This window comes from Rufibacter radiotolerans, from assembly GCF_001078055.1.
GTDB classification, from domain to species: domain Bacteria; phylum Bacteroidota; class Bacteroidia; order Cytophagales; family Hymenobacteraceae; genus Nibribacter; species Nibribacter radiotolerans.
The window spans coordinates 814,274-839,393 of the sequence record NZ_CP010777.1 but is presented as its reverse complement, the minus strand read 5'-3'; the positions used below and the strand labels follow the sequence as shown (position 1 = coordinate 839,393).

Here is a 25,120-nt window from a genome sequence, read left to right as displayed (position 1 = left end):
CTTTACAATTTCAATCCATCGGCGTTACATTTCTTCGTATTTTTGCGGCATCGTGAGAAAATTCAAAAAGAAAAAACATAAGTTCGAGAACATAGCGCAGTTGCGCGTGGAGGAAATGGCCGCCGAAGGCAAGTGCATTGCCCGCCATGAAAATCTGGTGGTCTTCATCTCAGACGTCGCCCCTGGCGATGTGGTGGACGTGCGCGTGACCAAGAAACGCAAGAATTATCTGGAGGCCGTGCCGGTGCATTTCCATGAGCGGTCTGAGCTGCGGGTACAGCCTTTCTGTGAGCATTTTGGCGTGTGTGGAGGCTGCAAATGGCAGCACATCTCTTATGAAACGCAGCTGTTCTACAAGCAGAAACAGGTCAATGATAACATTGAGCGCATAGGTAAGATCAAAGGCCACCAGATGCTGCCTATTCTGCCGTCTGACCGCATCAGTTATTACCGAAACAAGCTGGAGTTCACTTTCTCAGACAATGCCTGGCTCACCAAAGAGCAGATTGACACCGGTGCCGAGTTTGAGCGCCGGGCCCTGGGCTTCCACGTGCCGCTGCGCTTTGACAAGATCGTAGACATTAAGCACTGTTACCTGCAGCCCTCGCCCTCTAATGAGATACGCCTGGCGGTACGTGACTACGCACTCGCCAATGACCTCGCCTTCATCAATCTGGTGAAGCAGGAAGGCTTTCTGCGCAACCTCATCATTAGAACCGCCAACACCGGTGACCTGATGGTGATTCTGCAGGTGTACCAGGAGAACCGCGAGCAGTTGCTGCCGCTGCTGGACCATCTGGTGCAGCAGTTCCCGCAGATCACCTCTTTGCACTACGTAGTCAACAACAAGGGCAACGAGACTTTCCATGACCTGGAGGTAGTGTGCTACCACGGCGAGCCGTACATTCATGAGCAGATGGAAGGCCTGCGCTTTAGAGTAGGACCTAAATCCTTCTATCAGACTAATTCTGAGCAGGCCTACAACCTTTACAAGCTTACCAGGGAGTTCGCCCTGCTCAAAGGCACCGAAACCGTCTATGACCTTTATACGGGCGCTGGCACCATTGCCAACTTCGTGGCGAGGTCGGCGGCGCAGGTGGTGGGCGTGGAGTACGTGGCCAGTGCCATTGAAGACGCCAAGGTCAACTCGCAGATCAATGACATCACCAACACCCATTTCTACGCCGGTGACATGAAAGACGTGCTCACCGACGAGCTTTTCGCCCGCCACGGCCGCCCCGAGGTGATCATCACCGATCCGCCTCGCGCCGGCATGCACCCAGATGTGGTGACCAAGCTATTGGAGGTGAAGGCGGACCGCATTGTCTACGTGAGCTGCAACCCTGCCACCCAGGCCCGCGACCTGGAGGCGCTTTCTGAGCTGTATGACGTGGTGAAGATTCAGCCGGTAGATATGTTCCCGCAGACGTATCATGTGGAGAGCGTGGCTTTGCTAACTTTACGGGAGCCGTCAATTCCATTGCCAACCGAGGAGTGAGTTTAGAAACAATTCGTGTTTTGGGGCTGTTTTTCTGAAAACGGCTCCAAAACACTTCCCCATTCAATATCCGTACCCGATACTTGCTACTATTATGCAGAACGATCCAGAACTGAACGGAAAATACCTGGGCACCATCACCAAAGATTTCGTGCAGGTGTGTGATACCCTCAAAGAAGCCTCTTACCACATCCGGAAGCGCGATATCTCTAAGTACCCCATCTTTGTTTTCTCCCGTGAGATCACAAAAATCGGAGGCCTATTGATTGCCGCCGAAGAGCGTAACCTGGAATGGCACATCAACGCCTCTTACCTGGAGGACTTTGTGAACCGCCAATTGGTGAGCGAAGACAAGATAGAGGAGTTCCAGCAGGCCTACAAGGACGCCGATGAGTTCTGCTGCCTGTTTGTGATAGACCGCGATTTCATGAACTTCGTGTTTGTGCCTTATCCGGAGGATTAACAAATGAAGCAGCGCCCAATATGAACGTCCTTTTTGTATGCAGCCGCAACCAGTGGCGGAGCCCCACCGCTGAGAAAATTTTTCAGGGATATTTAAATCATAATTACCGCTCTGCCGGCACATCAGACAGTGCCAGAATCAAAATCTCAACAAAGCTAATGGAATGGGCTGACCTGATCTTTGTGATGGAGAAAAAACACAAGCAACTGCTCATCTCCAGATACGGTACGCAAGCCCGCAGCAAAGAAATCCATATCCTGGATATTCCTGATGAGTTCGCTTACATGGACCAGGAATTGATAGACATGCTGAAAGTGACCATAAAACCTATTTTGCTTGCCAGCATGTAAGCTCAATAATGTACCTATTAAGGAAATCTCTTGTAAAGCAGAAGCGCCCGTGAAAACACCAGGCGCTTCTGCTTTACAAGAGATTTAAATTATGCTTTAACACCCCAATTACTATTGGAAAAAGAATTAAGCTTATAAGACATAACACAAGAAGCCAACCCCTGCGCTTTCTTATACTTCTATCTTCTTTACCCCATTTCAACTCAAGCTCTTTAACATTAAAATTCCTTTCATACTTGAACCAGTTTATTCCTAGTATCAAAATGATAAAAGGAAGGGCATAATATTTATGAGGGATTGGGAATTCGACGAATAATCCAATAAAAACAAGTATACAGAGCAAGAAAAAAAATTGCATTAATGATAATACTCCTGCAGCATAAATTTCAGGCGTACTGTCCCTTTTCTGATAGGCTTTGTATACTCTGTAAAAAATATAGTCAAATAATTCTTCCATAGCTTTTAATAGCCCCATGGCACCCAAAATGTGCCGTCTGGCAAGATAACAGCTGCCCAATAGGTGACTCCGTGTTAATAGACTATTTCCTGGAAAACAGGTTAAAAATGTGCGTTTCCCATACAGCTTTATGACCTTGATATTTACGCGAAGTGGTTCCAGCCTTGAGCCTTAATGGGGAATGCATTGCCACTGGGCGTAACCAGACGAACGCCTTCGCCGGCGTCTGTAATGTTGCCAATGATAGATATATCTGGGTGATTTTTGATCTTCTCAAAGTCGGCCATTTTCACGGTGAAAAGCAGCTCGTAGTCTTCGCCGCCGTTCAGGATGCAGGTCACGGGGTCCAGCTTGAATTCCTCGGCGGTTTCCAGGGTCTGGGGGTCGGCGGGGAGTTTGTCCTGGTAGATGGCGGCGCCCACGCGGCTTTGGGAACAGATGTGCAGCAGCTCAGAACCTAACCCGTCTGAGATGTCGATCATGGAGGTAGGGTGCACGCCCAGTTCCTTCAGTTCATGAATCACGTCCATGCGGGCCTCAGGCCTTAATTGACGGCCTACCACGTAATCTTTGCCCTCCAGCTCTGGTTGCGTATCGGGGTCTGCCAGGAACGCCTGTTTTTCGCGCTCCAGCAGTTGCAGCCCCAGGTAGGCGCCGCCTAAGTCGCCGGTGACGCAGATAAGGTCATTAATTGTGGCCGTGCTTCTCAGCACAGCCTTTCCTTTTTCCACTTCGCCCAGGGCGGTGACGCTAATCACCAGTCCGCCGCGCGAGGCAGTGGTATCACCGCCCACCAGGTCTACCTTGTAATTTTCGCAGGCCAGGCGCATGCCTGCGTAGAGTTCCTCAATGGCCTCAACGGTGTAGCGCGCGCCAATGGCCAGGCTCACCACAATCTGGGTAGGAATGGCGTTCATAGCGGCAATATCAGAAACGTTCACGGCCACAGCCTTGTAGCCCAGGTGCCTGAGCGGACAGAAGGTAAGGTCAAAATGCACGTTCTCCACCAGCATGTCGGTAGAGATGACAATCTGTTTCTGGCCGGGTTCCAGCACGGCGGCGTCATCGCCTATGCCTACAATGGTAGACGCATTGTTCACTTCCAGTTGCTCTTGCAACCGGCGTATCAATCCAAATTCACCTAAGCTTTCTAAAGGAGTATATTCTGACATAAGAGCCTCTGTTTATGATTTTTTGCAAAAGCATTCCCAAAAAATGAACGATATACGTGTTTTCGTCTTATTTTTAGAAAATCATGCTGAAAACGCAAAGATAGCTTTTTCCTGGGCACCTTCTATTCGCCCCTGCTGGGCGCCGGAGATAAAGTTGATTTGCCAACCCGCGTTCACATGAGTAGCTTTGAAGATAAACCTTAATTCTATGTCCAGTACCCCATTGTCGCGTAAAGAACAGATAGACCAAGTAGCCACTTCGCTCTTCAAATCCAGAGGTTTTGCCGCCACCACCATGCGAGACCTGGCCCTGGAACTAGGCATTGAGGCCGGAAGCCTTTACTCCCACATCAAATCAAAGGAAGACATTCTGCAGCGCGTTTGTTTTAAGATGGCCGACGAGTTCAACGCCGCCTTCAATGAGGTAAAAGACAAGGACGTACCTGCCAGCGAGAAACTTCGGCTGGCCATTGCCGCGCACGTGCGGGTGCTCACCAAGAACCCGCAGGCCGCCGGGGTGTTCCTGAACGAGTGGCGCCATTTAAGTGAGCCTTCTCTGAGCAAATTCCATGACATGCGGTACCATTATGAGGAAAGCCTGCGGCAGATTGTACGGGAGGGCATCGCCAGCGGCGAGTTTAAGGTAACCGATGAGAAGTTTGTGGTATTGACCCTACTCTCCAGCTTAAACTGGCTGCACATGTGGTACAAGCCTGAAGGAAAGATGAGCCCCGATGAAATTGCCGAGTTCTTGTCTAATCTGCTCCTGAACGGCCTAAAAAACTTCTAGCCCCGGCATCCCAATTTATTTCTCCTCTCTTTAGACCAGGCGGTGCAGATGGCCACACCTCTGCACACTCCCCTATTTTGCCCGCACAATCTAGGGTGGGCCTCCGGCGTTGTAACGGGAAGCGCAGCTATTACGTTTGCAGGGTGTCAGGCCACAGAAAGGCGGCCCAGAAAAGGCCCTTGCCCGTTGCCTGACCTGTTTACACAACCTATTTATGAAAAAACAATATTTCCTGGGAATTGCCCTGGCGTTACTAGTGGGGATGATTGGGTGTTCCAAGGACTCAGGCAAATCTGGCCCGCTGGCCCGCCCCATCTCAGATGATCAGCTTCGGCAAGAACTCACTACCCTCACCGACACCCTTACCGGCAAGTGGAACGTGATGATGCAGAGCGACAGCGTAAAGCAACGCCAAATGGAAGAGATGCTGGCCGCCATTCCGCCGGCCGCCATGGCCGATACCCAACGCGTACGCCTGCAACACGCCATCCGGAGACTCTCCAACCTGCGGTATGACCGCAACACCGTGCGTGATTCCAATAGGATAGACGCCTATGACACGGCCAATGACTCCATCTGGAGTGCGCTAAGGGCTTTCCTGCCGGAGAATGGGCCTACGGGTGTAAAAATGGTAGACTCTCTGCAGGAGAGCATCAGTAATCACCAGAACGAGGTGGTTTTCTACCGGGGCCGCTATGACAAAACCGCCAAAGAGATCAATACTCTGCTCAGGAGATACCGCAAGCAGGTTCCTAAACTGGGTAAACCTTATGACACGCTTCAGCCGTTCCCGCTGTTCCAATGGGTAGATAAAAACGCGCAGCTGGAAGAGGGGAACGAGGAATAAAGTAATCATTAAAATTACTTAGCTATTTTAGGCCTGTTTTCAGGAAAACGGCCCAAAAACAGAGAGGCCGCAGATTTTCATCTGCGGCCTCTCTGTTTTTCTGTAGATGGGTCGTCTATGAAGGTTAGTCTTCCAGTTTTTCCAGCTCCTCTTTCACGAAGTCTACCAGCGTCTGGATGTAGGCACTGGAGAAATCAAACCGGATGCCGGCAGCCTCATAGATTTCGCCTATGGTGGCGGTGTAGCCCAGGCCGAGGGCTTTTTTGTAGCCTTCCAGGGCCGCTTCTGGCTCAGATTTATAGCGTTTCCAGACGGCCACGGCACCCAGTTGGGCCATGGCGTATTCTATGTAGTAGAAAGGCACTTCATAGAGGTGCAGTTGTTTCTGCCAGATGTAGGGTTTCAGATGGTCAAGCCCACTCCAGTCAACTTCCTGCTGGTTGAATTCCTCAAAAATGCGCACCCAGTTCTGGTGCCGTTCCTCCACGGTATGAGTGGGGTTTTCATAGACCCAGTGCTGGAACTTGTCAATGGTGGCTACCCACGGGAAGGTTTCCAGTACGCCCTCCAGATGTTGGCGCTTGGCCCGCACCAGGTCTTCCTGGTTGGGGAAGAAAATATCCCAGTGGTCAATGGTGAGCAGTTCCATAGACATGGACGCCAGTTCGGCTACCTCAGACGGTGGGTGCTTGGCCGCGTTCAGCGGTAGGTCACGGGTCAGGAAGGAGTGCACGGCGTGGCCACCTTCATGCAGCAAAGTCACCACATCGCGCAGCGAAGAGGTGGCATTCATGAAGATAAACGGTACGCCAATCTCATCCAGTGGGTAATTGTACCCGCCCGGGGCTTTCCCTTTCCTGGACTCCAGGTCCAGGTGCCCAATCTCGCGCATGGTCACCAGGCAATCACCCAGGAAGGAATCCAGTTTATAGAAAATGGCGATGGTTTTCTCCAGCAGTTCCTCGCCGGTCTGGAAAGGTTCTAAGGGCGGTTTCAAGCTAGGGTCCACGTCCAGGTCCCAAGGCCGGAGGGTGTCTACGCCCAGCAATTCTTTGTGCTCGCGGTCAATCTGCCGGGTAATGGGTACCACCTGCTCTTTAATGGCTTGGTGGAAAAGGAACGTGTCCTGGGGACCATAGTCAAAACGGCCCAGCGCCGCGAACATGTAGTCCCGGAAATTGTCAAAGCCGGCATTAAGGGCCACCTGGTGCCGTAGCTGGGTCAGCTCGGTGAACAGGTCATCCAGCTTTTCCTTGTCCTGCTGCCGGCGGTTCTGGATGGCCAGGTAAGCCTCCTCGCGCACGGCGCGGTCCGTTTGCTTGAGGCGGTCGGCGGCTCGCTGAAGGGTCATTTCCTGCCCGTCCAGGGTCACGGTCATGGCCCCGGCAATGGCTCCGTACTGCTGCTGTTTGGTACTGATCTCGGTCTGCAAGGGAATGTTCTCCTCCCTAAACAATTCTATGGCCCGGCGCACGCCCCGCAGGTAAATGCGGAAGCGCTGCTCATCCAACCCGTTCACGTACGGTGATTCTACCAGTTTGCGGTTAAAGGCGTCATCATAGGGGGAGGCCTTCGGCTCAATCTCCGTTACGAAGAACTGAAAGGCCTCAGTAAGTTCTTGATCCTGGGTGTCACAGGTCATCTTGATGTAGCGCCAGGCCAGGTTCTCAGAAAGCACGCTTTCCAGTTCGCTGCGATCGGCAATCCACTTTTCCAGTTCTTCCTGCGAGTGCAGGTCCCGGGTTTTCAGTTCCTCAAAGTACGGCTCCAGGGAGTTCCAGTCTGATATCTGGAAGTCATGGGGCAGGTACGTACGGGGTTTCCGCTCTGGCAATACTAATGTTTTGGGGGCATTTTCCATAAAGCAGGTCAAAAACGGTTAGCCAATCTCAATCACTACATTGGCGGTAAGGGGGTGGCCCACGCAGTTAAGCACGTAGCCTTTTTCAATCTCGGCATCAGAGAGGCCTTCGCGCTCATCTAAATGCACGCGGCCGCTCAGGCATTTGCCAATGCAGGCGGTACACAGACCGGCCTGGCACGAGTAAGGCAAGTCTATATCAGCCTTGAGGCCGGCATCCAGAATAGTCTCATGCGGCAACACCTCTACCTGGTACTCTTTGCCTTCATATAAGATGGTAACGGTACGGGTAATAATCTCATCGGTCTCCACGGCCGCCTTCACGTCGGCGCCATGGTCTTCCAGGGTGGTAGGCACCGTAAAGCTTTCTTTGAAGACCTGGGTGGCCGGCACGCTCATGAACTGCAGGGCATCACGCACCTCGTTCATCATGCCTTCAGGGCCGCACATATAATAGCTTTCCTGGTCATAGCCAGGTACCCGCAGGTTCTCCAGCAGGCGCAGCACCATCTTACGGTCCAGAAGCCCTATGTTCTCCTGCGGCTCGGTGGCATCAGTCATGGATTCATTGAACACATGCACAATCTTAAGCCGGTCTGGGTTCTGCTGCTCCAACTGGTTCAGCTGGTCTTTGAAAATAATCGAGTCCAGGTTGCGGTTGCCGTAAATAAGCGTGATGCGGCTCTGCGGCTCGTATTTGAGGGTGTTCTTCAGCATAGACATTAGCGGGGTGATGCCGCTGCCGCCACCAAAGAAGAAAAGGTGCCTTTTAAGCGAAGGATCTGGTTTCAGGGCGAAGTTACCCAATGGCGCCATCACTTCAATTTCATCCCCAATCAAGACATGGTCTGCCAGGAAATTGGACACCATGCCGCCTTCTACGCGCTTAACGGTCACCGAGAAATAAGGCTCATCTGGTGTGCTGCACAAAGAGTAAGACCGGCGTACTTTCTTGCCGTCAATGGTCAGGATCAGGGTTAGGAACTGGCCAGGGATGTACGGGATATTCTTGCGGTCTGGGTGGTCTAAATGAAGGGTGAGGGCGTCTGAGGTTTCCTGAGTGATGTCCACCACCTTCATGGTATAATAGGCGTTGCTCATAGTTAGTGTACGAAAAACGGAAGCGGTTTGGGTTTGGGTAAATGTAATAAAGCAGGAAAGTTACAACATTTCATTCTCCAACCCGAACATACAGAAAAAAAAGCGGTCGCCCGTTTGGATTTTCCAGTAACTTGCCCTATTCATTCTTTACCAATACGTTTCGGAGCCGTTTTATGGATAACTCTTCCAAACTGATTTCTGCCTTAATCGAGCACCAAGCCTTCTTTGCCCCCCTCCTGGACCAGGACCTGAATGGCCCCCTTGTAACGCGCCTTGACTTTACCGCCGCCAACCCGGCTCTGCTTCACGCAGATTTACGAGACACAGCCGCCTTTGAGCAGTTGGTGCAGCACATGCTGGAGGCGAAAAACGCCACGGTAGGCGTGGGAGGCTATTTTGAAAACCGGGTGATCTACCGCCGCAGCGAGCATTTTGATAACACTGCTGAATCCCGTTCGCTGCACCTGGGCGTAGACATCTGGGCCCCGGCCGGCATCCCCATCTATAGCCCCCTGGCTGGGAAAGTGCATAGCTTCCAGGACAATGCCAACTTCGGGGATTACGGGCCTACCATCATCCTGCAACATGAACTGGAAGGCCTGGAATTCTTCACGCTCTACGGGCACCTGAGCCGCATTTCTTTAGACGGGCTCTTTGCAGGCAAGCAGGTGGCCGCCGGAGAGCAGATCGCCACCATGGGCCCCTACCCTGAAAACGGCGACTGGCCCCCGCACCTGCACTTTCAGGTCATGACAGATCTGTTGGGCAAGTCCGGTGATTTCCCGGGAGTGTGTGCCCCTTCTGAGGAGGGGTTCTACCGGAAAATCTGCCTGGACCCTAATTTGTTGTTGGGGTGTAAATACCTTTTAATGTGATAAAGCCTGAGTAAACAACAGTGGTTCCTCCCCACAATCCAGAATAAAGGTTCTGGCAACTCCCTTCAGCCTTTTTAAAGGCTGTTTCACCTAGTATTGTCTTGCATGTTTACTCAAATCTTAACCAACTCTAACCGGTACCAAAGCCTGGACTTTTTGCGGGGCTTTGCTATTCTGATTGTGTTCCTAACACATTTCGGTGTTTTGGATTTGCAGGCCGTGGGAGTCGATTTGTTTTTTGTGCTTTCGGGGCATTTGGTCAGTGTGTCGCTGTTATCTTCCATCAGAAAATCTCAGGGCAAGAAAAGCAGCTTTCTGGTCTTCTTACTGAAGCGTCTCTTCCGGATTATTCCGGCCTATTATGCTTTTTTGATAGTAGGGTATCTGTTGGCGCTGCTGCTCCTATCCAAGATCTCCCCAAGTGATATTCCTCTCCCAAGGGAGTTTCCGCAATATTTCTTTTTCTACAGGAATTATGGTGGCCCCCCTTCACGCTGGAGCATGGAGCACTTATGGTCCCTGTGTGTGGAAGAGCAGTTCTATTGGATTTTCCCCGCTATGATTGCCTTCTTTACCTTATGGATTTCAGCTCCTGAGCGGCGATTCTTAGCAGTGGCAATAGTTCTGCTTGTAGCTGGAATCGGGTTCAAAGCACAGGCGCTGGTCACAGATTTTGCCGAATGGCCCACCTATACCCATAACCGGTTAGATGCCTTTGGATGGGGAATACTAATAACCGTTTTGAGTAAAACTGGCCAGGAGAAGTCTTGGTTATTTAACCACAAAGGATTGTTGCTCATAGGAGGAAGTATTCTGATCTTATGCCTTACCGTCTTCGCGCCACTACCTGAATTGATATTACGGACCGTTAGCCCTATTTGCTGGTTTTTGGTGATTTTGGGCGTCTACCACACCCAGTCGCGTTATTTTGCGCCGTTCAGGGTAATGGCATTTTTCAGCTATGGCATTTATCTCTGGCATTTCCTTTTTGTAATTCCCGTCCAATATCATTTTGGAAAGGGCTGGCTAGGCTTTTCACTGTATTGCCTGGTGACCTTGGTATTTGCCGTGCTCTCTACTTATGGTATTGAAAGGCCTTTCATGCGAATAAGAGATCGTTTTATCAAGAGGCTTTTCCCTAAAACTCCTGAAAGCGTTTTGCAAACCCCTGAAGTACCTGTTCCTTAGCCAACCTGCCAAGTATGCAGGAACAGGCGTTCTCCTAAAACCGACAGAAAAACCTATTTACCAAAAACCTTTATCAGTACCAATTCAGATTCTCAATGTTTGACTTCAGCTATTCCCTTCAAAAAATCCAGGACTTCGCAATTCTCTATGGCATCAAAATCCTGATTGCCATCTTTCTTTTATTAGTGGGCCTATGGTTTATCCGGCGGATAACCGATTTCACTTACCAACTCATGAAGCGCAAGGAGGTGGATCCTTCACTGCGCCCCTTCTTAAGGAACCTGCTCAAAATAGTGCTGATGGTGCTGCTCATCATGATGGTGATTGCGCAGGTTGGCCTGGAGGTTACTTCTTTCATTGCCTTGCTGGGTTCTGCGGGTCTGGCCGTAGGTCTAGCCTTGCAGGGCAGCCTGGCCAACTTTGCTGGCGGGGTGCTTATCCTTACCATTAAACCCTTTAGGGTAGGTAACTTTATTGAAGCCCAGGGGCAGAAAGGAACTGTGTGCACCATCAACATCTTTAACACGGTTATCCGGACGGAAGACCACAAAACCGTTTACCTGCCCAACGGCCCTTTGGCCTCCTCAGTGGTGGTGAACTATGACGTGGAGAGTCACCGCAGGCTGGATATTTCTTACGCCGTTGACGCCAATGTGCCCCTCACTAAGGTGCGCAGTTTGTTAGAGCAGGTCATTGACACAGACAAACGAATCCTCCAGGACCCTCCTTTTTCAGTGGGGGTAGAGAAACTGGCAGGCCAGACCATGACCCTCTCGCTCAAGGTGTGGGTGCAGCGTGGCGATTACCGCTTCCAGGAAGTGTCTGAGGCTTTGAATGAAAAAGTAAAGGAGGCCTTTGATCAGGAAGGAATTGAATTCAAGTAGATCTTTCCAGACAAGCGGAGCTACCAGCTAAAAGAGAAGAGGAAAAAGTAAACCCCTGTAAAATCTGGCAAGATTTCAGCAAATCCTGTTTTGGGCCTGTTTTCTCAAAACAGGCCCAAAACAGGATTTGCCTTTTAATCAAACTTAATGGCTTTTACCGGGTGAATGCGGGAGATTAGCAAGGTGGGCAACATCACCGAGATCATGGTCAGCAGGAAGGTAACGGCGTTGATGCCTACCCAAATGCGCCAGTCCCAGAAGATGGGAACGGTGTCCATGTAGTAGTTCTCCGGATCCAGGGGAATGAGGTGGAAATAATCCTGCACACCGCAGAAGAGCAGCGCCAATAGATTGCCGCCAATCAAACCGGCAATAGTAAGCCGAAGGCCGCGGTGCAGGAATATGCCTCGTATCTGCCCGTTGGTCGCCCCCATCGCCTTCAGGGCGCCAATCATATTGGTGCGCTCCAAAATCATGATAAAGAGTGTGGAGACCATGTTGAACGTGGCCACAAACACAATCAAGACCAAAAAGATGATGACGTTGCGCTTGAGCAGTTCCAGCCAGTCAAAGAGTTGGGCGTAGGTATCGGTGATCTTCTCCAGCTGCAGGTCATAGTTCATCTTGTCAAAGACCTGGCTGGTAACGGTGTCAATCTGGGTGAAGTCGTTTAAGAGAATCTCGTAGCCTCCCACCAGGGTATCGGCCCACTGGTTCAGGTCCCTTATCTGCTGCAGGTCGCCCAGTACGTACACGTTGTCAAACTCCTCTAGATCAGTCTTAAAGATGCCTTTCACCTCAAAGCGCCGCATACGGGGCGGGTTCTGGATAAAGTAGAACAACACCTTATCCCCCACCTTCAGGTGCAGTTTGTTTGCCATAAGCTGGCTCATCATGATCTCATTGGAGGCGGCGGTATCAGTGAATTTCAGAATTTCCCCGGAAACCAGATTCGCCTTCATCCCCCTGAAATCATAGGTAGAATCCACACCCTTCAGCACCACGCCCAGCACCTCGTCTTCTGTTTTAATAATAGCCGTCTTGCGGGCGAAGGGCTGTAAGTGCGCCACCCCGGGAATCTTTTTGTAGTCGCCCAGACCGGTGGAGGTGCCCATAGGGTAACCCTCAAACGAATTATTGGTGTCAAATTTGCTAATTTGCAGATGTCCACCAAAACTGAAGATCTTGGCCTGTATTTCATACCGGAAACCTTCCAGAATAGCAAAAGACACAATCATGATGGCAATGCCCAGCCCTACGCTGAACTTTGCTATTTTTGTGACCGATGCAGTAAAAGAGTCTGAACGGGCGCCGGCCAAGCGGCTGGCTATGTAACGGGAAAGATTCACTTCGTCTATTTTGTGCTTAAAGATAGTTCTGTTCTTAATTTAAACCTATGCTTTCTACCATCCTCCGCACCGCGGCGCTTAGTCTTACCCTGGCCAGTTGCCAACAAACCGCCTCAGTGCCCGCGGTCAGCAGCTCCACCTCAGCTAATGCTGGTTCTGTCCCTTCGGCCCCAGCCGCCCAGGCCAAGCCGCAGACCTCCCTGCTAACGGGCGCGCAACAGACAGAGTTGTATCTGCCCTACCTGCAGGGCAAGCGCGTAGGTATGGTAGTCAACCAAACGTCCACCGTCGGGAAAACCCACCTGGTGGATACGCTGTTGAGCCGGGGCGTGAAAATCAGCATCATCTTTGCGCCGGAGCATGGGTTCAGGGGTGATGCCGATGCCGGCGCCCACATAAGCAATACCACCGACTCTAAGACCGGGCTGCCTATTCTGTCGCTCTACGGCAGCAACAAAAAACCCTCTCCGGAGCAGTTGAAGGAGGTGGACGTGGTGCTGTTTGACATACAGGACGTGGGCGTGCGCTTCTATACCTACAGCAGCACCATGCACTACGTGATGGAGGCCTGCGCCGAGCAGAACAAACCCATGCTTCTGCTGGACCGCCCCAACCCCATAGGTTACCTGATTGACGGCCCCGTTCTGGATGCCAAGTACAAGTCCTTCGTGGGCATGAATACCATTCCTATTGCGCACGGTCTTACCCTGGGCGAGTATGCTTTGATGATCAACGGCCAGAAATGGCTCAAAAACGGGGTCCAGGCCCAGGTAAAAACCATCCCGGTGAAGAACTACAACCACAAGATGTTCTATTCGCTGCCCATTAAACCATCGCCTAACCTGCCCAACGATCAGTCTATCAAGTTGTACCCGTTCCTGTGTCTGTTTGAAGGCACCACGGTAAGCCAGGGCCGCGGCACCCAGATGCCGTTTCAGGTGATAGGGGCGCCGTATTATCCTGACAAAACCTTCTCTTTCACCCCGGTGCCCATCCCCGGCATGTCCATGGACCCGCCTTACAAAAACCAGGTGTGCTACGGAAAAGACCTGCGTAACCTAAAACTGAAGGAAAACTTTACCCTTAGCTATCTTCTGGACTTCTACCAGAAATCTGGTCAGAAAGAGAAGTTCTTTAATAACTTCTTCAAGAGCCTGGCCGGTACAGATGAGCTGCAGAAACAGATCATAGCCGGCAAGACCGAAAAAGAGATCCGTGACTCGTGGAAACCCGGCCTGGACGCGTATAAGAAAATGCGGAAACAATATCTGCTGTACCCAGACTTTGAATAACATCATGCGGAAAGAAGACCTCCGGATTATTTTTATGGGCACCCCAGATTTTGCGGTGCCCGCCCTCCAGGCCTTGGTGGAAAACGGTTGGAACGTGGTAGCCGTGATTACCGCGCCAGACAAACCCGCCGGGCGGGGCCTTAAATTGGTGCCCTCGCCGGTAAAGGAAGCAGCCCTGCAGTTTGATATTCCCGTGCTGCAGCCCACCAACCTCAAAGACCCTGCCTTCCAGGAGGAACTCAAGAGCTATGAGGCCAGCCTGCAGGTCATTGTCGCCTTCCGGATGCTGCCCGAGGCCGTCTGGAACATGCCGAAGTTGGGGTCTTTGAACATCCATGCCTCCTTGCTGCCGCATTACCGCGGCGCGGCTCCTATTAACTGGGCCCTCATCCACGGCGATAAGGATACCGGCGTCACGTCCTTTTTCCTGCAGCATGAAATTGACACCGGCGATATCATCCTTCAGAAAAAGGTAGCCATTGACCCCAAAGACAACTTCGGCTCTTTATATGAGAAACTGAAACACGCCGGGGCAGAACTACTTTTGGAGACGGTGCAGGCCATTGTGGAGGAGCGCGTACAGCCTTATCCGCAGCCAAGTCTGCAGGAACCGCTCAAGATGGCCCCCAAGATCTTCAAGCAGACCTGTCAGATAGACTGGCAGTGTCCGGCCCAGGAAGTACATAATTTCATCAGAGGCCTATCGCCCTACCCCGCCGCATGGACCATCCTGGACGACAAGCAATTCAAAATCTTCTCGGGTCACCCGCTGGATTTTCCAATGCATTCTTCGCCCGGCCTGTACACCACGGACGGGAAGAATTACCTCTACCTCCAGTGCGCAGATGACACGGCCTATGCCGTGGAGGAATTGCAGATGGAGGGCAAAAAACGCATGACCATTAAAGAATTTTTACGGGGCTACACGTTTCACCACACCATATGATAGGCATAGTAGTAGCCATTTCTGAGAACCGGGTCATTGGCAAAGACAATCAATTGATCTGGCACCTGCCCGAAGACCTCAAACATTTCAAGAAACTGACCATGGGCCACCCCATGATCATGGGCCGCAAAACCTTTGAGGCCATTGGCAAACCCTTGCCCGGCCGTACTACCGTCATTGTGACCCGCCAGCCAGAGTACCAAGCCCCCGAGGGGGGTTTAGTCGCTACTTCCCTGGAAGAAGCCCTGCAGCAAAGCCTGGCCCTGGACGAACAGGTACTGGTGATTGGCGGCGGGGAGATTTACCAACAGGCATTACCCCTGGCCGAGGTAGTGTACCTCACACTGGTCCATGAGTCTTTTGACGGCGACGTGTTTTTCCCAGAACTAGACACCGAGGTATGGGAAGTCACTGATCAGGAAGAACACTTGGCAGATGAGAAACACGCCTATCCTTTCACCTTCTTTACCTTCCGAAGAAAAGCGGGGTTCAGCCAGAATTAACCATAAGTACACACTAGCTGAACGTATTTCTGTTTTGAGGCCGTTTTGGTCAAAACAGCTTCAAAATAATAAGCCAATTCTCCTCTTCAAAATCCACTAAAACAGAAAGGCCACCGGCAATGCCGGTGGCCTTTCTGTTTTAGACCCGTTTTCTGAAAAACGGCCCTGAAACAAGACTTACCGAAGGATGTAAATCTTTCCGTAGCCTTTCTTGAAGGACTTGTCTCCGCCGGTATTGCGGTGCTTCATCTCCTCAGGACCGTTGTCCATGACTACCCGGTACAGGTACACGCCATTGGCGAGCCGGTCTCCGTACTCGTCGGTCCCGTCCCAGGCAAACTCCGTTATGTTGTTGCCTATGTGGATGGGCCCTAACTCTTCCTTCTGCACCTCGCGTATCACTTTCCCGGTTACGGTCATGATCTGGATCTTCATCTTGTCCGGCACTTTGCTTCCGGTCAGCGTGAAGATAAACTTAGTTTTAGACGAGAACGGGTTAGGGTACGGATAGAAGTTAGTAACGGACGCCTCGTTCACCACCTCAAAATTGATGCTGTAGCGCTCGTTTCCGGCCCGTTGGCCCAGGGCATCAAAGCCCTGCACCTCTAAGGTGTATTTACCGTCTGCCAACCCTTCGGGTCGATACTCTACCCGGAAATCATTTTTATCATCGGCGGCAAACCAGCGCACATTGGGGTTACTGGCCACATCAATCTCCACAAAGTCTGCGCCTGGCTTTTTCAGGTACACCTTCATGGAAGTCGGGTCTGTGATAGGGATCTTGCGGTTGTTGTCTTTCAGCAACATACTGATCACTGGGCTTGGGGAAACAATGTCCCCGTCGAGGATCCGGACCCCGTCAAACACCACATCCAACACCGGCGGCATTCCGGCCAAAGAACCTACCGTGAAAGGAATCTCTAGGGTGTTGTTGAAGTAGTACTGCTCCGGAAGAATACGTGGGTTGACCGTAACGCGCAACCGGTTGTTGCCCTTCATATTCACCGTAGAGAATTTATGGTTGAAATACACGGTATCCCCTTTCAGTAAAGGCTTCACTTTAAAGGTGGAAAGCTTTTTGCCGCCATTTTCCTGAAACACATTCGCTTCCACGGTCAAGGAATCACTGAAGTTCATGTCACTGATGTTATGGAAGGCAAACCGTAGATCCACCTGACCTGAATTGGCCTGCTCAGAGATATTCTTGTATTTATCTACCCCTACTAAATCTGGGCGCACAAGTCCCTCTGGCACGCCTTTGTACAAGACGGTCCATTGCTTCAGTTGCGGGGCAGTACGGTTCACCTCATCTTTCAAAGCCAGCCTCAGTTTCAGGTAGGGGTAAGTGCTGGCGCTGATGTTACTCAGGCTCAAGGTAGAGGCGGTCACATTGGTAGACAATACCGTTTCTTTGGCATCTTTGTCTACCCCAATTACATCTAACTGGTAGCTGTCTGAACTTTCTAACTGCACCTGATGATGCAAAGAAGTCCATTCAGTGGCTGGCCCAATAAGAGAAGAGGTAAGGGTTCCCTGGTCGCCTTTTACCTGCAACACTTTTTCTACCTGCACCGCCTGCATGTTTCTTGGGGCAGTGTCTGTATTATTACCTCCCAATTCTTGAGCGGTTCCGGTTGCGGCTCCTTTTCTGCCAAGAATTACAAACGGATCACCATTTTTAAGGCCGTCAATAATGGTAGAGCCAATCCCTTTGAAGGCTTCTCTCAAGGACGGCTTAAAGCTCTCATAAGGAATAGAGTTGATACCAATCATAGCCACGTGGTACCCTTCTGGAACTTGCCTTAAAAATGCTTCCAGCCTGTCTTGGTATGCCGCATAGGTCAAATCCCCGAACTGATACACAAATTGCCCAGACAAACCACAGCGCCAACCGGTATTAGTCGGCATGCCGGTATAGGGCTCCAGCGTAACATTATTGAATACCATGGCTAATATATTGGGGGTAGTATAGCCGCAGTTATCCCAGAAGAAGGCATTGTTATCAATAAAGATCCCAAAAGGCGCGCTTCTGGACATTGGCAACCCGCCGCCGCCGCCTTTTAAAAGAAGCGTTTTATAGAGCGGGGCGAATTCAACTTTACCAGAACTGGTATTTACTTCCACCCTTTGCAAACCAGCTTTTGCCAATTGCCCTATATGGGCCTGGGACCAACCAGGCGCGCTCTGAGGGATATGCCTGAACGAGCTTGCGGCCCAAACAGTGTCTTCGCCCGCAGCAAAGGTGTTATACCTAAAGCGCCAGAAATACACCATACTATCCTTCGGCATTCCGGTGGTAGGGAGTGGTACTTCCCAGGAAGGCAGAAGGCCGGCCCTTACCGTGCGGGTCTTTTTCCATGCACTTTTAAAGGTGGCCGTGGTATCAATCTCAAAATAATAATCACGGGGCGCGGAAAGCAGATCTGTAGACTGCCCCACCAGGTTCACTTTTGGTCCTGATACTATCCCGTACTCATAAGGGGTTAAGGCCACAACGCCACTTCTGGAGATAAATACCTCAAACGTTGCTTCATTATTGGTCTCATCTATTTCCGGAATAGTGTCTGTATGGTCTAGTTTTACTTTGAATGTGTTTACCCCTGAACCGTCTGGCGTGTTAGCGGCCAACTCCAGCTTAAGTGTATCACGGTAGTAAATGGGTGGCACTTTTATAGAATCATACAGAATCTCGGTTCCATTCTCCAGGGTTCTGGTAACAGAAACGTAGAAAGGAGAGTCATTCACCTTACCCAGGTTTCTGGCATCAATAGCTAACAGGAAGCTTTCAGAGTTTGCCGTTATTTTCCCGCCATCCACTGCCGTTACCTTCAGCCCGCCTTTTTCAATGGCATAATCAGCATTGGGGGGAGAAACTAACAATAGAGCAGGGTCAGATTGCAAGATCATCTGCATCATCATAGCAACGGCAAATTCTCCGCTAATAGTAGAAGAGAGGGTACTAATAACCTGTTTTTGCTGCACGCCCAAGGGTTTGCCAAAGTATTCAGCATCTGCAAATGCGGTTCTATAAAAGTAGGTACTGAATATATTCAGCAGAGAGGAATACCCATAACTGTCCTGGCCTATAAAGGCAATGGCGCCTTTGTCTGGGGTCAACAGCCAATCTTCTCCAAACGACCTGCCGGGTATAAAGCTGTTCCCAACGTTACAGCCATTCATTAAGATGAGTGGGTACTTTCCTTGGTTCTTATAACCGGATAATACGTTAGATACCAGTCCTATATCCAAATCTGAGGTGGTAGTAGAACTGTGACCAAAGAAAGTGATCAAACTAAGGCCCGCATTTACTTCCTTTGCCACGTTGATGGTATCCAGCCCAGCTGTTGAGCTTCTAAACTTGGAAATCACATTAGCGCCCCACCATTTGCCCTCGGCAATTCTTTCATAGCTCCTTAAGTAAGAAGCCAGTGTATTGCGTTCTGCCCCTTCAATACCGCCACCCAAATGCAGGACATTTTTACGCCACTCCAGGTTTTGGGGCAATGATTCATGAAGCTGCACTTTGTTCAGGTAGTTCAACACTTCCTGTGGGTTGTTTGCCGGAATGCGCCCGGTAGCCACCTTAGGGGTGTAACTATCAATCTCCCAATCTGAAGTGAATAAGATATCAGAACCAGGGAATCCGCCTGTAGGCACCAAATCCTTAACAGCTAAGGCCGAAGGGTTTTTCCGCACAGTGGAAGTTTCGGCAGCTTCTAAGGCCTTGCCAATCAAGAACAAATGCTTCGGTTCTCCATTGGCTATCAGAAACTTCATAAAGCGCCTGATGGCGGCTGATGACTTATCCCCGTAAAAAAACTGGTCATATACTTGACCCACCTCCATCACCAGCGTATCATATTTCCCTCCGGCCGCTGAGGCGCGGTAAGCCGCATAATCACGCACTGGATTAGTGGATGAGCCTACGGGCTGCATCAGGATCCGGTGAGAGATGATCACGTAAGACGCTTTATTGCCCGCCATAGATCTGAACTTCACCTCCCTGGCCGCAAGCGGAACCAAGTTCGCCCCGGTCCATAAAATGCCTTTGCTAAACCCAGCAGGGAATACAAATCCTTTTTGCGCCCCGGTTACTGTCCCTGCCAGCCGTTTGATATTATCTGTGGAGGAAATATCATACCCAATGGCATTGGCTGCTCCGCTTCCATCAAAAAGGTAATACTGTGGCGAATTAGATGGCGTAAGGTTTTGTAATGGTAAACTTGCCGTGGTTACAGTATTTCGCTGCGGATAAATAGTCTTAAAGTAAACCGTCCTGAATCTGGACCCCGTTGTTTTAGCCGTAATGCGTAACACTAAATTTCCGCTGGCCCCAAAATCAGAAGTAGCGATATTGAACTGTTGTTTTACAGCCCCATACCCATTCATTTTAACCGAACCAAGTAACCTTTCAGCGCCCCCTGGTGGAACGGCAAAAACTTCCACCTCATGGTTATTGTCATTTGCCCCTATGAACGCTATTTCCACCTTTGGCGTAGGTCCCCCAGTGAACAGATTAGAAGCCATACCCGGAAGGTTATAGGTAAAGGAAGAGGTAAGTCCTCCGGAAAACCCTTCACCGGCATCCATCCAGGACATATAATTCTCCCCGTATCTTTTGCCTAAGGCGTACTCAAAATTGTCAAGCAGAATATTTTCCTGCCAGTGCCAGGGCTCAGCGGTTAAGCCCGCAGCATCCTGGTTAGCCATTACCATTCGCTTTCCAGGCCTCGCAGACCAAGTCAGGAAATAGGCGGCGGTATCTGTGTATAAACTGTAGTAGGTGCTTATATGGTTGGCATTAGGATCTTTGTACAGTTCCCGGTCCAATGCACCGTCGTTCTTCTCACCGTAGAATTCAATAAAGTCCCCGGCATCAAGGGACCCATCGCCCTCCCCTTGCACGTAGATGGACACTTCCTCCCCTCTGCGGTAAAGCTGGAAATTGCGCGGGTCTACCCCTGTGATTCCGGCAGCCTGCAGATAAGCTTGGTCTAATTTATAGATACCGGTAGCCGGAACCTTGATCTTGTAGTATTTTTGGCTATAGTTGATCCACTCGTTGCCATAGGTCACCTGTTGCGCATATGAAACCTGCCCATAAGCTAAAAGGGCTAAAGAAGCAACAAGCGGCAGGAAAAAGCTTTTAAAATAGTAGGGTGTCTTCATATTAATACCTCGCACACAAAAATCAATCAAAACTATAGGCTAAAGAAACAATCACGGAGGAGACCTGGGAGTTATCAGATACTTTGGACAAGGCCAGGTCCAGGTTTAAGCCATGCGTGGCTACCCCAATCCCGAAGTTAGGTTGTATTTTCCAACTGCTCTTCCCATTCAGGTCTTCTATCTGCTGCACGTTATTAAGGCCACCACGCAGATAAACCGCGTTGGCATAGCCAATTTCCAGTCCTACCCTTGGGTCAATAGAAACCAAGCCAGAAGAAATAAGCGTATTCCGTTTGCCGTCAAAGGTAATATCCAGGTCTGTGGCCACTAAGGCCGAGAAGCGGTTGGCAAATTGAAAGGACCGACCGGCACCCAGGATCAGGCGGGGTAAGGTTATTTCAATGCTATTAGCATTAAAGGAAGTCTCCTCCTGCAGGTAAGCATCTTCCAGCTCTTCGGCGTTCAGTTTCCAGGCGGTAAAGGTGGTGGTGATATCGCGGGCCATGGCGCCAAACTGCCAGTTCCCTCGCCGTAACTGGGCGCCGGCGTCAATGCCAAAGCCCCAGGCGTTGGCGAACTTACCTACGTTGCGGTAAATGATCTTCGCGTTAGCCCCTAGGGTCAGGCCTTTGAGTAAATTGCTTTGCCTGGCATAGGAGGCCAGGAAAGCATAATCTGCCACGGAGAAAAATTCAATGCTGTCATATTGGATGGCACCGTACTCATTCTGGAGCCGGCGGGTATCCGCTATGTCATCTACCCCAATCCGTATTACCGAGAAAGACAGGGCGCTGGCAGAGTCAAGATTGGTGGCGTAGGAACCGTAGTCATTCTTGATGATGCCCGCAAACAGCTCAGAGTGCATATACACCGCATTATGGCGTTTAGGCAAACCTACCAAACCGGCAGGGTTCCAGAAGCCGGCCGTAGCGTCCCGCACAATAGCTGACTGCACGCCGCCCATTCCCAAAGCCCTTGCCCCTACCCCTATATTGAGGAATTCATTACTGTACTTGGGCGCAGAGATATCCTGGGCCCAGGTGAGGCCAGGCAGTAACAAAAGAAAAAGAAGAGATATAAGTGGTAATAGTTTTTTTACCATAAAAATCAGATGATAAGTCCAAAAGGGAATAGCATACAAAGATAGCTTTCTAGGATTATATTATAACGCATTCCTGCTCACGCCTAATACACCCAATTGCCCTTCTCTGTTCCACTCCTGCCCAAAATTCTTTCCCCTCCCTCCCTTTCTATTCTCCAAGCCACCTCTTTTCGTCTCAAAATGGAAAAATGCGCCCAAAACTGAAACAAAAAATAAATTTCACCAGTACCTTGTTTTACATAGTACCTTCTAATATATTTGTATCAATAATTCAGACTCACAGACCATGAAAGTAGAAAACACACAAGTGCAGATGCGAAAAGGGATTCTGGAGTACTGCATTCTGGAGATCATCGCCCGCGGCGAAGTATATGCCTCTGATATGTTAGAGGAACTCACTGCCGCCAAAATGATAGTAGTGGAGGGGACGCTCTACCCACTGCTGACCAGACTGAAGAACGCCGGACTCCTGGACTATTCCTGGGTGGAATCCACCTCAGGGCCGCCACGCAAATACTACAAACTCACCGCCACCGGCACCGAGTTTCTAGAGCAGCTCCGCCTCACCTGGCTGGAACTGGTAGACTCCACCACCTTCATCATCAACCGCAAGAAATCCAACTAGCCATGAAAAAGAACATAAGTGTCAACCTGCAAGGCATGATCTTCCATGTAGAGGAAGACGGCTATGAGATGTTGAGCCAATACCTTGCCGCCATCAAGGGTTACTTCTCCTCATATGAGGGCCATGAAGAGATTGTGGCAGACATTGAGTCACGTATTGCCGAGATCTTCTTCTCCCGCCTCAACCCGGGCAAACAGGTAATCACCCTGGACGACGTTCAGGCGCTTACCGCCCAAATGGGAACCATTGCCGACTTTGAGACCGTAGAGGCTGAACAAGCTGAACCAGGAGTTGGAAACAACGCCTACGGCACGCCTCCGCCTATTGAGCCCGCGCCTATAGAGCAAAAGCGCCTGTACCGCGACGTGAACCGTAAGGTAGTGGCCGGGGTAGCGTCGGGTATTGCCAACTACCTGCAGATTGATCCGCTCTGGATAAGGCTAGCGTTTGTCTTAATGGTATTGGGAGTGCCTTTCACGGGCGGCTTCACCCTGTTTGGGGTGATTGTGTACGCCATCTGCTGGATTGCCTTGCCCAAGAATGAGGCGCTACCGGATATTCCGGTGCGCAAGCTGTTCAGAGACCCAATAGACAAGAAACTGGGGGGCGTGGCCAGCGGTATCGCTATCTACTTTGGGGCAGACGTGGCCATTATCAGGCTGCTGTTCCTGATCCTTTTCTTCTTCGGGATAGGCCTGATCGCCTACATTGTCTTATGGATTGCCGTACCAGAGGCCAAAACCATTACAGAGCGGGTGCAAATGCAGGGAAACCCCGTTACGCTCTCCAGTATAGAAGAATCTGTTAAAAACAACCTGAACATGCAGGACGCTAACGGCCAGGAGAGCACCTTAGCCAAAGTCCTTCTGTTTCCGGTTCGGTTGGTGGCCCAGATCATTCAGGCCTTGTCCAGAGTCCTGAAACCTGTCTTGTCAGGCGTGGCTAACCTGGTGCGTATTTTCGCCGGGCTGCTTATGATGGTGATTGCCGGTAGTTTCATGATTGCCCTTATGGTAGGGTTAATGGTGGGATTAGGCTTCTTTGACCAGCCAGACTACATCCAGATGGGCAACATCCCGGCTTCAGCGTTCTTTAATGCTGTTCCTGCGTGGTTGGTATGGGCCGGCTTCTTTGCTGGTATTATCCCTGCGCTCTTTCTCTTTTTGCTGGGCATTGGGCTGCTGGCCAAAAGATTCTACCTGCGCCCTTCGGTAGGTTGGTCAATGTTAGGTGTTTGGCTTTTAGCCGTGGCAGCCCTCATCACCGGTATCATCCTTACTTCCCGCAACTTCCAGGAGTCTGGCGAAGTCTCCAAAGAGCAGGTCTTCCCTGCAGCCGCCTATGGTACGTTGGTCTTTAACATCAGAGACACATCTCACCAATACGGTCACCGCATGAACCTGACCATGGAAGGCTATAACGGCACCGACATGAAGGTGATCCAGACCTACTCCGCCCAAGGGCTGAACGAAGAAGAGGCCATCAAGAACGCCCAGATGATCACCTATAAAATGGTACAGCAGGATTCTGTTTTACGGTTCGATGACGCGTTCACCTTCAAGCAGGACGCCATTTTCAGGGACCAGAACATGAACCTGAAGATCCTGATCCCTGAAGGAAAGAAACTGCGCTTCTCAGAAGGCTTTGCCAACCACTTCAGTGACGACATCACCGACGGCGAGTACAATTCAGATGACCTGTCCAGCAACACCTGGCAGATGAAAGAAGGCCGTCTGGTTTGCCTTACCTGCAGCGTGGTGGACTCTACCGCCAGAACAACCGCCAACAGAACAGCTGCTGCCGCGAGCATGGATGATGACCTGGCCATTCTGGAAGATGACTACGAGGGCATCTCTAAAATATACAACGTGCGTGACTTCACAGAGATTGAGGCCGGTGGCGCCTACCACATACGGGTGAGGCAGTCTTACCGTACCCACGTACGGGTAACGGGCTCAGAGAAAGAACTGGACAAGCTGCAGCTGCGCGTACAGAACGGCGTACTCAAGATCAACCGTGACAGCGAGTTCCTGAAACTGTGGCAGATGAACACCCGCCCGGTGCTTATTGAGGTAGAAACCCCAGACCTGTCTTTGGTAGACATCAGTGGGGCGGCTAAAGCCGAGATCATCGGGTTTGCCCCCGAAAACTTTACCATAAAACAATCAGGCGCCAGCGAGGTGGCCATTAACATTAGCACCGGCCGCCTGGAACTTGACCTGAGCGGAGCCGCCAAAACCATCCTGAAAGGCCATTCAGATGACCTTTCCATTGAAGGAAGCGGCGCCAGCAACGTGGAGGCTGCCAAATTGGTGGCCCAACGCGCTACCGTAGACCTGAGCGGCGCCAGCCAAACCGTGGTGAACGTGCAGGACTACCTAAGAGCCGAAGCCAGCGGCGCCAGCAACATTCAGTACACCGGTGAGGTGAAGCAGGTAGAAACCGACCAATCAGGCGGGTCCCGCGTGAGCCGCAAAAAATAAGTATTCCTGTTTTAAGGCAATTTCCCTAAAAAAAGGCCCAAAACAAAGAAAGCAAAGGACCTCTTTCTTGGATTTCTTAAGAGGCTCTTTGTATAAGGAGGACGCGCTTCTGGCAAAGTCCTCCTTTCTTTCCCCTCTTTTTAGTTGTAGTGGTTGTGGAAGTAC

Annotated in this window: 20 protein-coding genes; 13 read left to right on the top strand and 7 right to left on the bottom strand. The window is 50.8% G+C overall.

The genetic code is table 11. The features are described from left to right. The first annotated feature begins 52 nt into the window (after nucleotides 1–52). From rlmD to TH63_RS20630, 3 genes are all read left to right on the top strand, one after another. Nucleotides 53–1,498, top strand: a complete 1,446-nt coding sequence (rlmD, locus tag TH63_RS03580; protein WP_048919729.1) for a 23S rRNA (uracil(1939)-C(5))-methyltransferase RlmD — start codon at nucleotides 53–55, stop codon at nucleotides 1,496–1,498. A gap of 94 nt (nucleotides 1,499–1,592) precedes the next feature. Beyond that, complete coding sequence (locus TH63_RS03575; protein WP_048919728.1) at nucleotides 1,593–1,961, top strand: hypothetical protein; 369 nt, start codon at nucleotides 1,593–1,595, stop codon at nucleotides 1,959–1,961. 158 nt (nucleotides 1,962–2,119) lie between these two features. Continuing rightward, nucleotides 2,120–2,311 (top strand): hypothetical protein, encoded by a 192-nt coding sequence (locus tag TH63_RS20630; protein WP_231583541.1) that lies wholly within the window; start codon nucleotides 2,120–2,122, stop codon nucleotides 2,309–2,311. A gap of 73 nt (nucleotides 2,312–2,384) precedes the next feature. On the opposite strand, the gene TH63_RS03565 is transcribed toward TH63_RS20630, so the two are convergent. Further along, nucleotides 2,385–2,768: a hypothetical protein gene (locus TH63_RS03565; protein ID WP_076606593.1), complete on the bottom strand. Its 384-nt coding sequence runs from the start codon at nucleotides 2,766–2,768 to the stop codon at nucleotides 2,385–2,387. Nucleotides 2,769–2,911: 143 nt separating this feature from the next. Further along, nucleotides 2,912–3,940 (bottom strand): thiamine-phosphate kinase, encoded by a 1,029-nt coding sequence (gene thiL / locus TH63_RS03560; protein WP_048919725.1) that lies wholly within the window; start codon nucleotides 3,938–3,940, stop codon nucleotides 2,912–2,914. Nucleotides 3,941–4,148: 208 nt separating this feature from the next. On the opposite strand from thiL, the gene TH63_RS03555 reads away from it, so the two are divergent. Both TH63_RS03555 and TH63_RS03550 read left to right on the top strand, forming a co-directional pair. Then, nucleotides 4,149–4,730, top strand: a complete 582-nt coding sequence (locus TH63_RS03555) for a TetR/AcrR family transcriptional regulator (protein ID WP_048919724.1) — start codon at nucleotides 4,149–4,151, stop codon at nucleotides 4,728–4,730. Nucleotides 4,731–4,944: 214 nt separating this feature from the next. Then, entirely contained in the window at nucleotides 4,945–5,577 is a 633-nt protein-coding gene (locus TH63_RS03550) for a hypothetical protein (protein WP_048919723.1), read from the top strand. Nucleotides 5,578–5,701: 124 nt separating this feature from the next. Here TH63_RS03550 and TH63_RS03545 read toward each other — a convergent pair whose 3' ends face one another. Beyond that, nucleotides 5,702–7,438, bottom strand: a complete 1,737-nt coding sequence (locus TH63_RS03545; RefSeq protein WP_048919722.1) for a M3 family oligoendopeptidase — start codon at nucleotides 7,436–7,438, stop codon at nucleotides 5,702–5,704. A gap of 18 nt (nucleotides 7,439–7,456) precedes the next feature. Further along, nucleotides 7,457–8,539 (bottom strand): ferredoxin--NADP reductase, encoded by a 1,083-nt coding sequence (locus tag TH63_RS03540; protein ID WP_048919721.1) that lies wholly within the window; start codon nucleotides 8,537–8,539, stop codon nucleotides 7,457–7,459. Between the two features lie 173 nt (nucleotides 8,540–8,712). On the opposite strand from TH63_RS03540, the gene TH63_RS03535 reads away from it, so the two are divergent. From TH63_RS03535 to TH63_RS03525, 3 genes are all read left to right on the top strand, one after another. After that, nucleotides 8,713–9,414 carry a peptidoglycan DD-metalloendopeptidase family protein gene (locus tag TH63_RS03535; protein ID WP_048919720.1) on the top strand — a complete coding sequence of 234 codons (702 nt, stop codon included), beginning with the start codon at nucleotides 8,713–8,715 and terminating at the stop codon, nucleotides 9,412–9,414. Between the two features lie 105 nt (nucleotides 9,415–9,519). After that, nucleotides 9,520–10,602, top strand: coding sequence for an acyltransferase family protein (locus TH63_RS03530; RefSeq protein ID WP_048919719.1), 1,083 nt, complete (start codon nucleotides 9,520–9,522; stop codon nucleotides 10,600–10,602). A gap of 95 nt (nucleotides 10,603–10,697) precedes the next feature. Beyond that, on the top strand, nucleotides 10,698–11,486 hold the full coding sequence (locus tag TH63_RS03525) for a mechanosensitive ion channel family protein (RefSeq protein ID WP_048919718.1): 789 nt from the start codon (nucleotides 10,698–10,700) through the stop codon (nucleotides 11,484–11,486). Nucleotides 11,487–11,620: 134 nt separating this feature from the next. Here the strand turns inward: TH63_RS03525 and TH63_RS03520 are convergent, their stop codons facing one another. Continuing rightward, nucleotides 11,621–12,835: an ABC transporter permease gene (locus TH63_RS03520; RefSeq protein ID WP_048919717.1), complete on the bottom strand. Its 1,215-nt coding sequence runs from the start codon at nucleotides 12,833–12,835 to the stop codon at nucleotides 11,621–11,623. A 47-nt stretch (nucleotides 12,836–12,882) separates the two neighbouring features. Here TH63_RS03520 and TH63_RS03515 point away from each other — a divergent pair, with 47 nt between their 5' ends. The 3 genes from TH63_RS03515 to TH63_RS03505 are packed head-to-tail and all read left to right on the top strand — an operon-like array spanning nucleotide 12,883 to nucleotide 15,576. Next, nucleotides 12,883–14,127 carry an exo-beta-N-acetylmuramidase NamZ family protein gene (locus TH63_RS03515; RefSeq protein WP_048919716.1) on the top strand — a complete coding sequence of 415 codons (1,245 nt, stop codon included), beginning with the start codon at nucleotides 12,883–12,885 and terminating at the stop codon, nucleotides 14,125–14,127. 4 nt (nucleotides 14,128–14,131) lie between these two features. Beyond that, nucleotides 14,132–15,073 (top strand): methionyl-tRNA formyltransferase, encoded by a 942-nt coding sequence (fmt, locus tag TH63_RS03510; RefSeq protein WP_048919715.1) that lies wholly within the window; start codon nucleotides 14,132–14,134, stop codon nucleotides 15,071–15,073. Next, a complete protein-coding gene (locus TH63_RS03505; RefSeq protein WP_048919714.1) occupies nucleotides 15,070–15,576 on the top strand; it encodes a dihydrofolate reductase in 507 nt (168 codons plus the stop codon). Before fmt ends, TH63_RS03505 begins: the two co-directional genes overlap by 4 nt. Nucleotides 15,577–15,753: 177 nt before the next feature. Here TH63_RS03505 and porU2 read toward each other — a convergent pair whose 3' ends face one another. Together porU2 and TH63_RS03495 are read right to left on the bottom strand one after the other, a co-directional pair. Then, nucleotides 15,754–20,745 (bottom strand): putative type IX secretion system sortase PorU2, encoded by a 4,992-nt coding sequence (gene porU2, locus TH63_RS03500; RefSeq protein WP_048919713.1) that lies wholly within the window; start codon nucleotides 20,743–20,745, stop codon nucleotides 15,754–15,756. 22 nt (nucleotides 20,746–20,767) lie between these two features. Then, entirely contained in the window at nucleotides 20,768–21,847 is a 1,080-nt protein-coding gene (locus TH63_RS03495; protein ID WP_053093730.1) for a putative type IX sorting system protein PorV2, read from the bottom strand. A 286-nt stretch (nucleotides 21,848–22,133) separates the two neighbouring features. Between TH63_RS03495 and TH63_RS03490 the strand changes: the two genes are divergently transcribed. Both TH63_RS03490 and TH63_RS03485 read left to right on the top strand, forming a co-directional pair. Next, entirely contained in the window at nucleotides 22,134–22,472 is a 339-nt protein-coding gene (locus tag TH63_RS03490; protein WP_048919711.1) for a PadR family transcriptional regulator, read from the top strand. Between the two features lie 2 nt (nucleotides 22,473–22,474). After that, nucleotides 22,475–24,955: a PspC domain-containing protein gene (locus TH63_RS03485; RefSeq protein WP_048919710.1), complete on the top strand. Its 2,481-nt coding sequence runs from the start codon at nucleotides 22,475–22,477 to the stop codon at nucleotides 24,953–24,955. Nucleotides 24,956–25,120 lie beyond the last annotated feature (165 nt).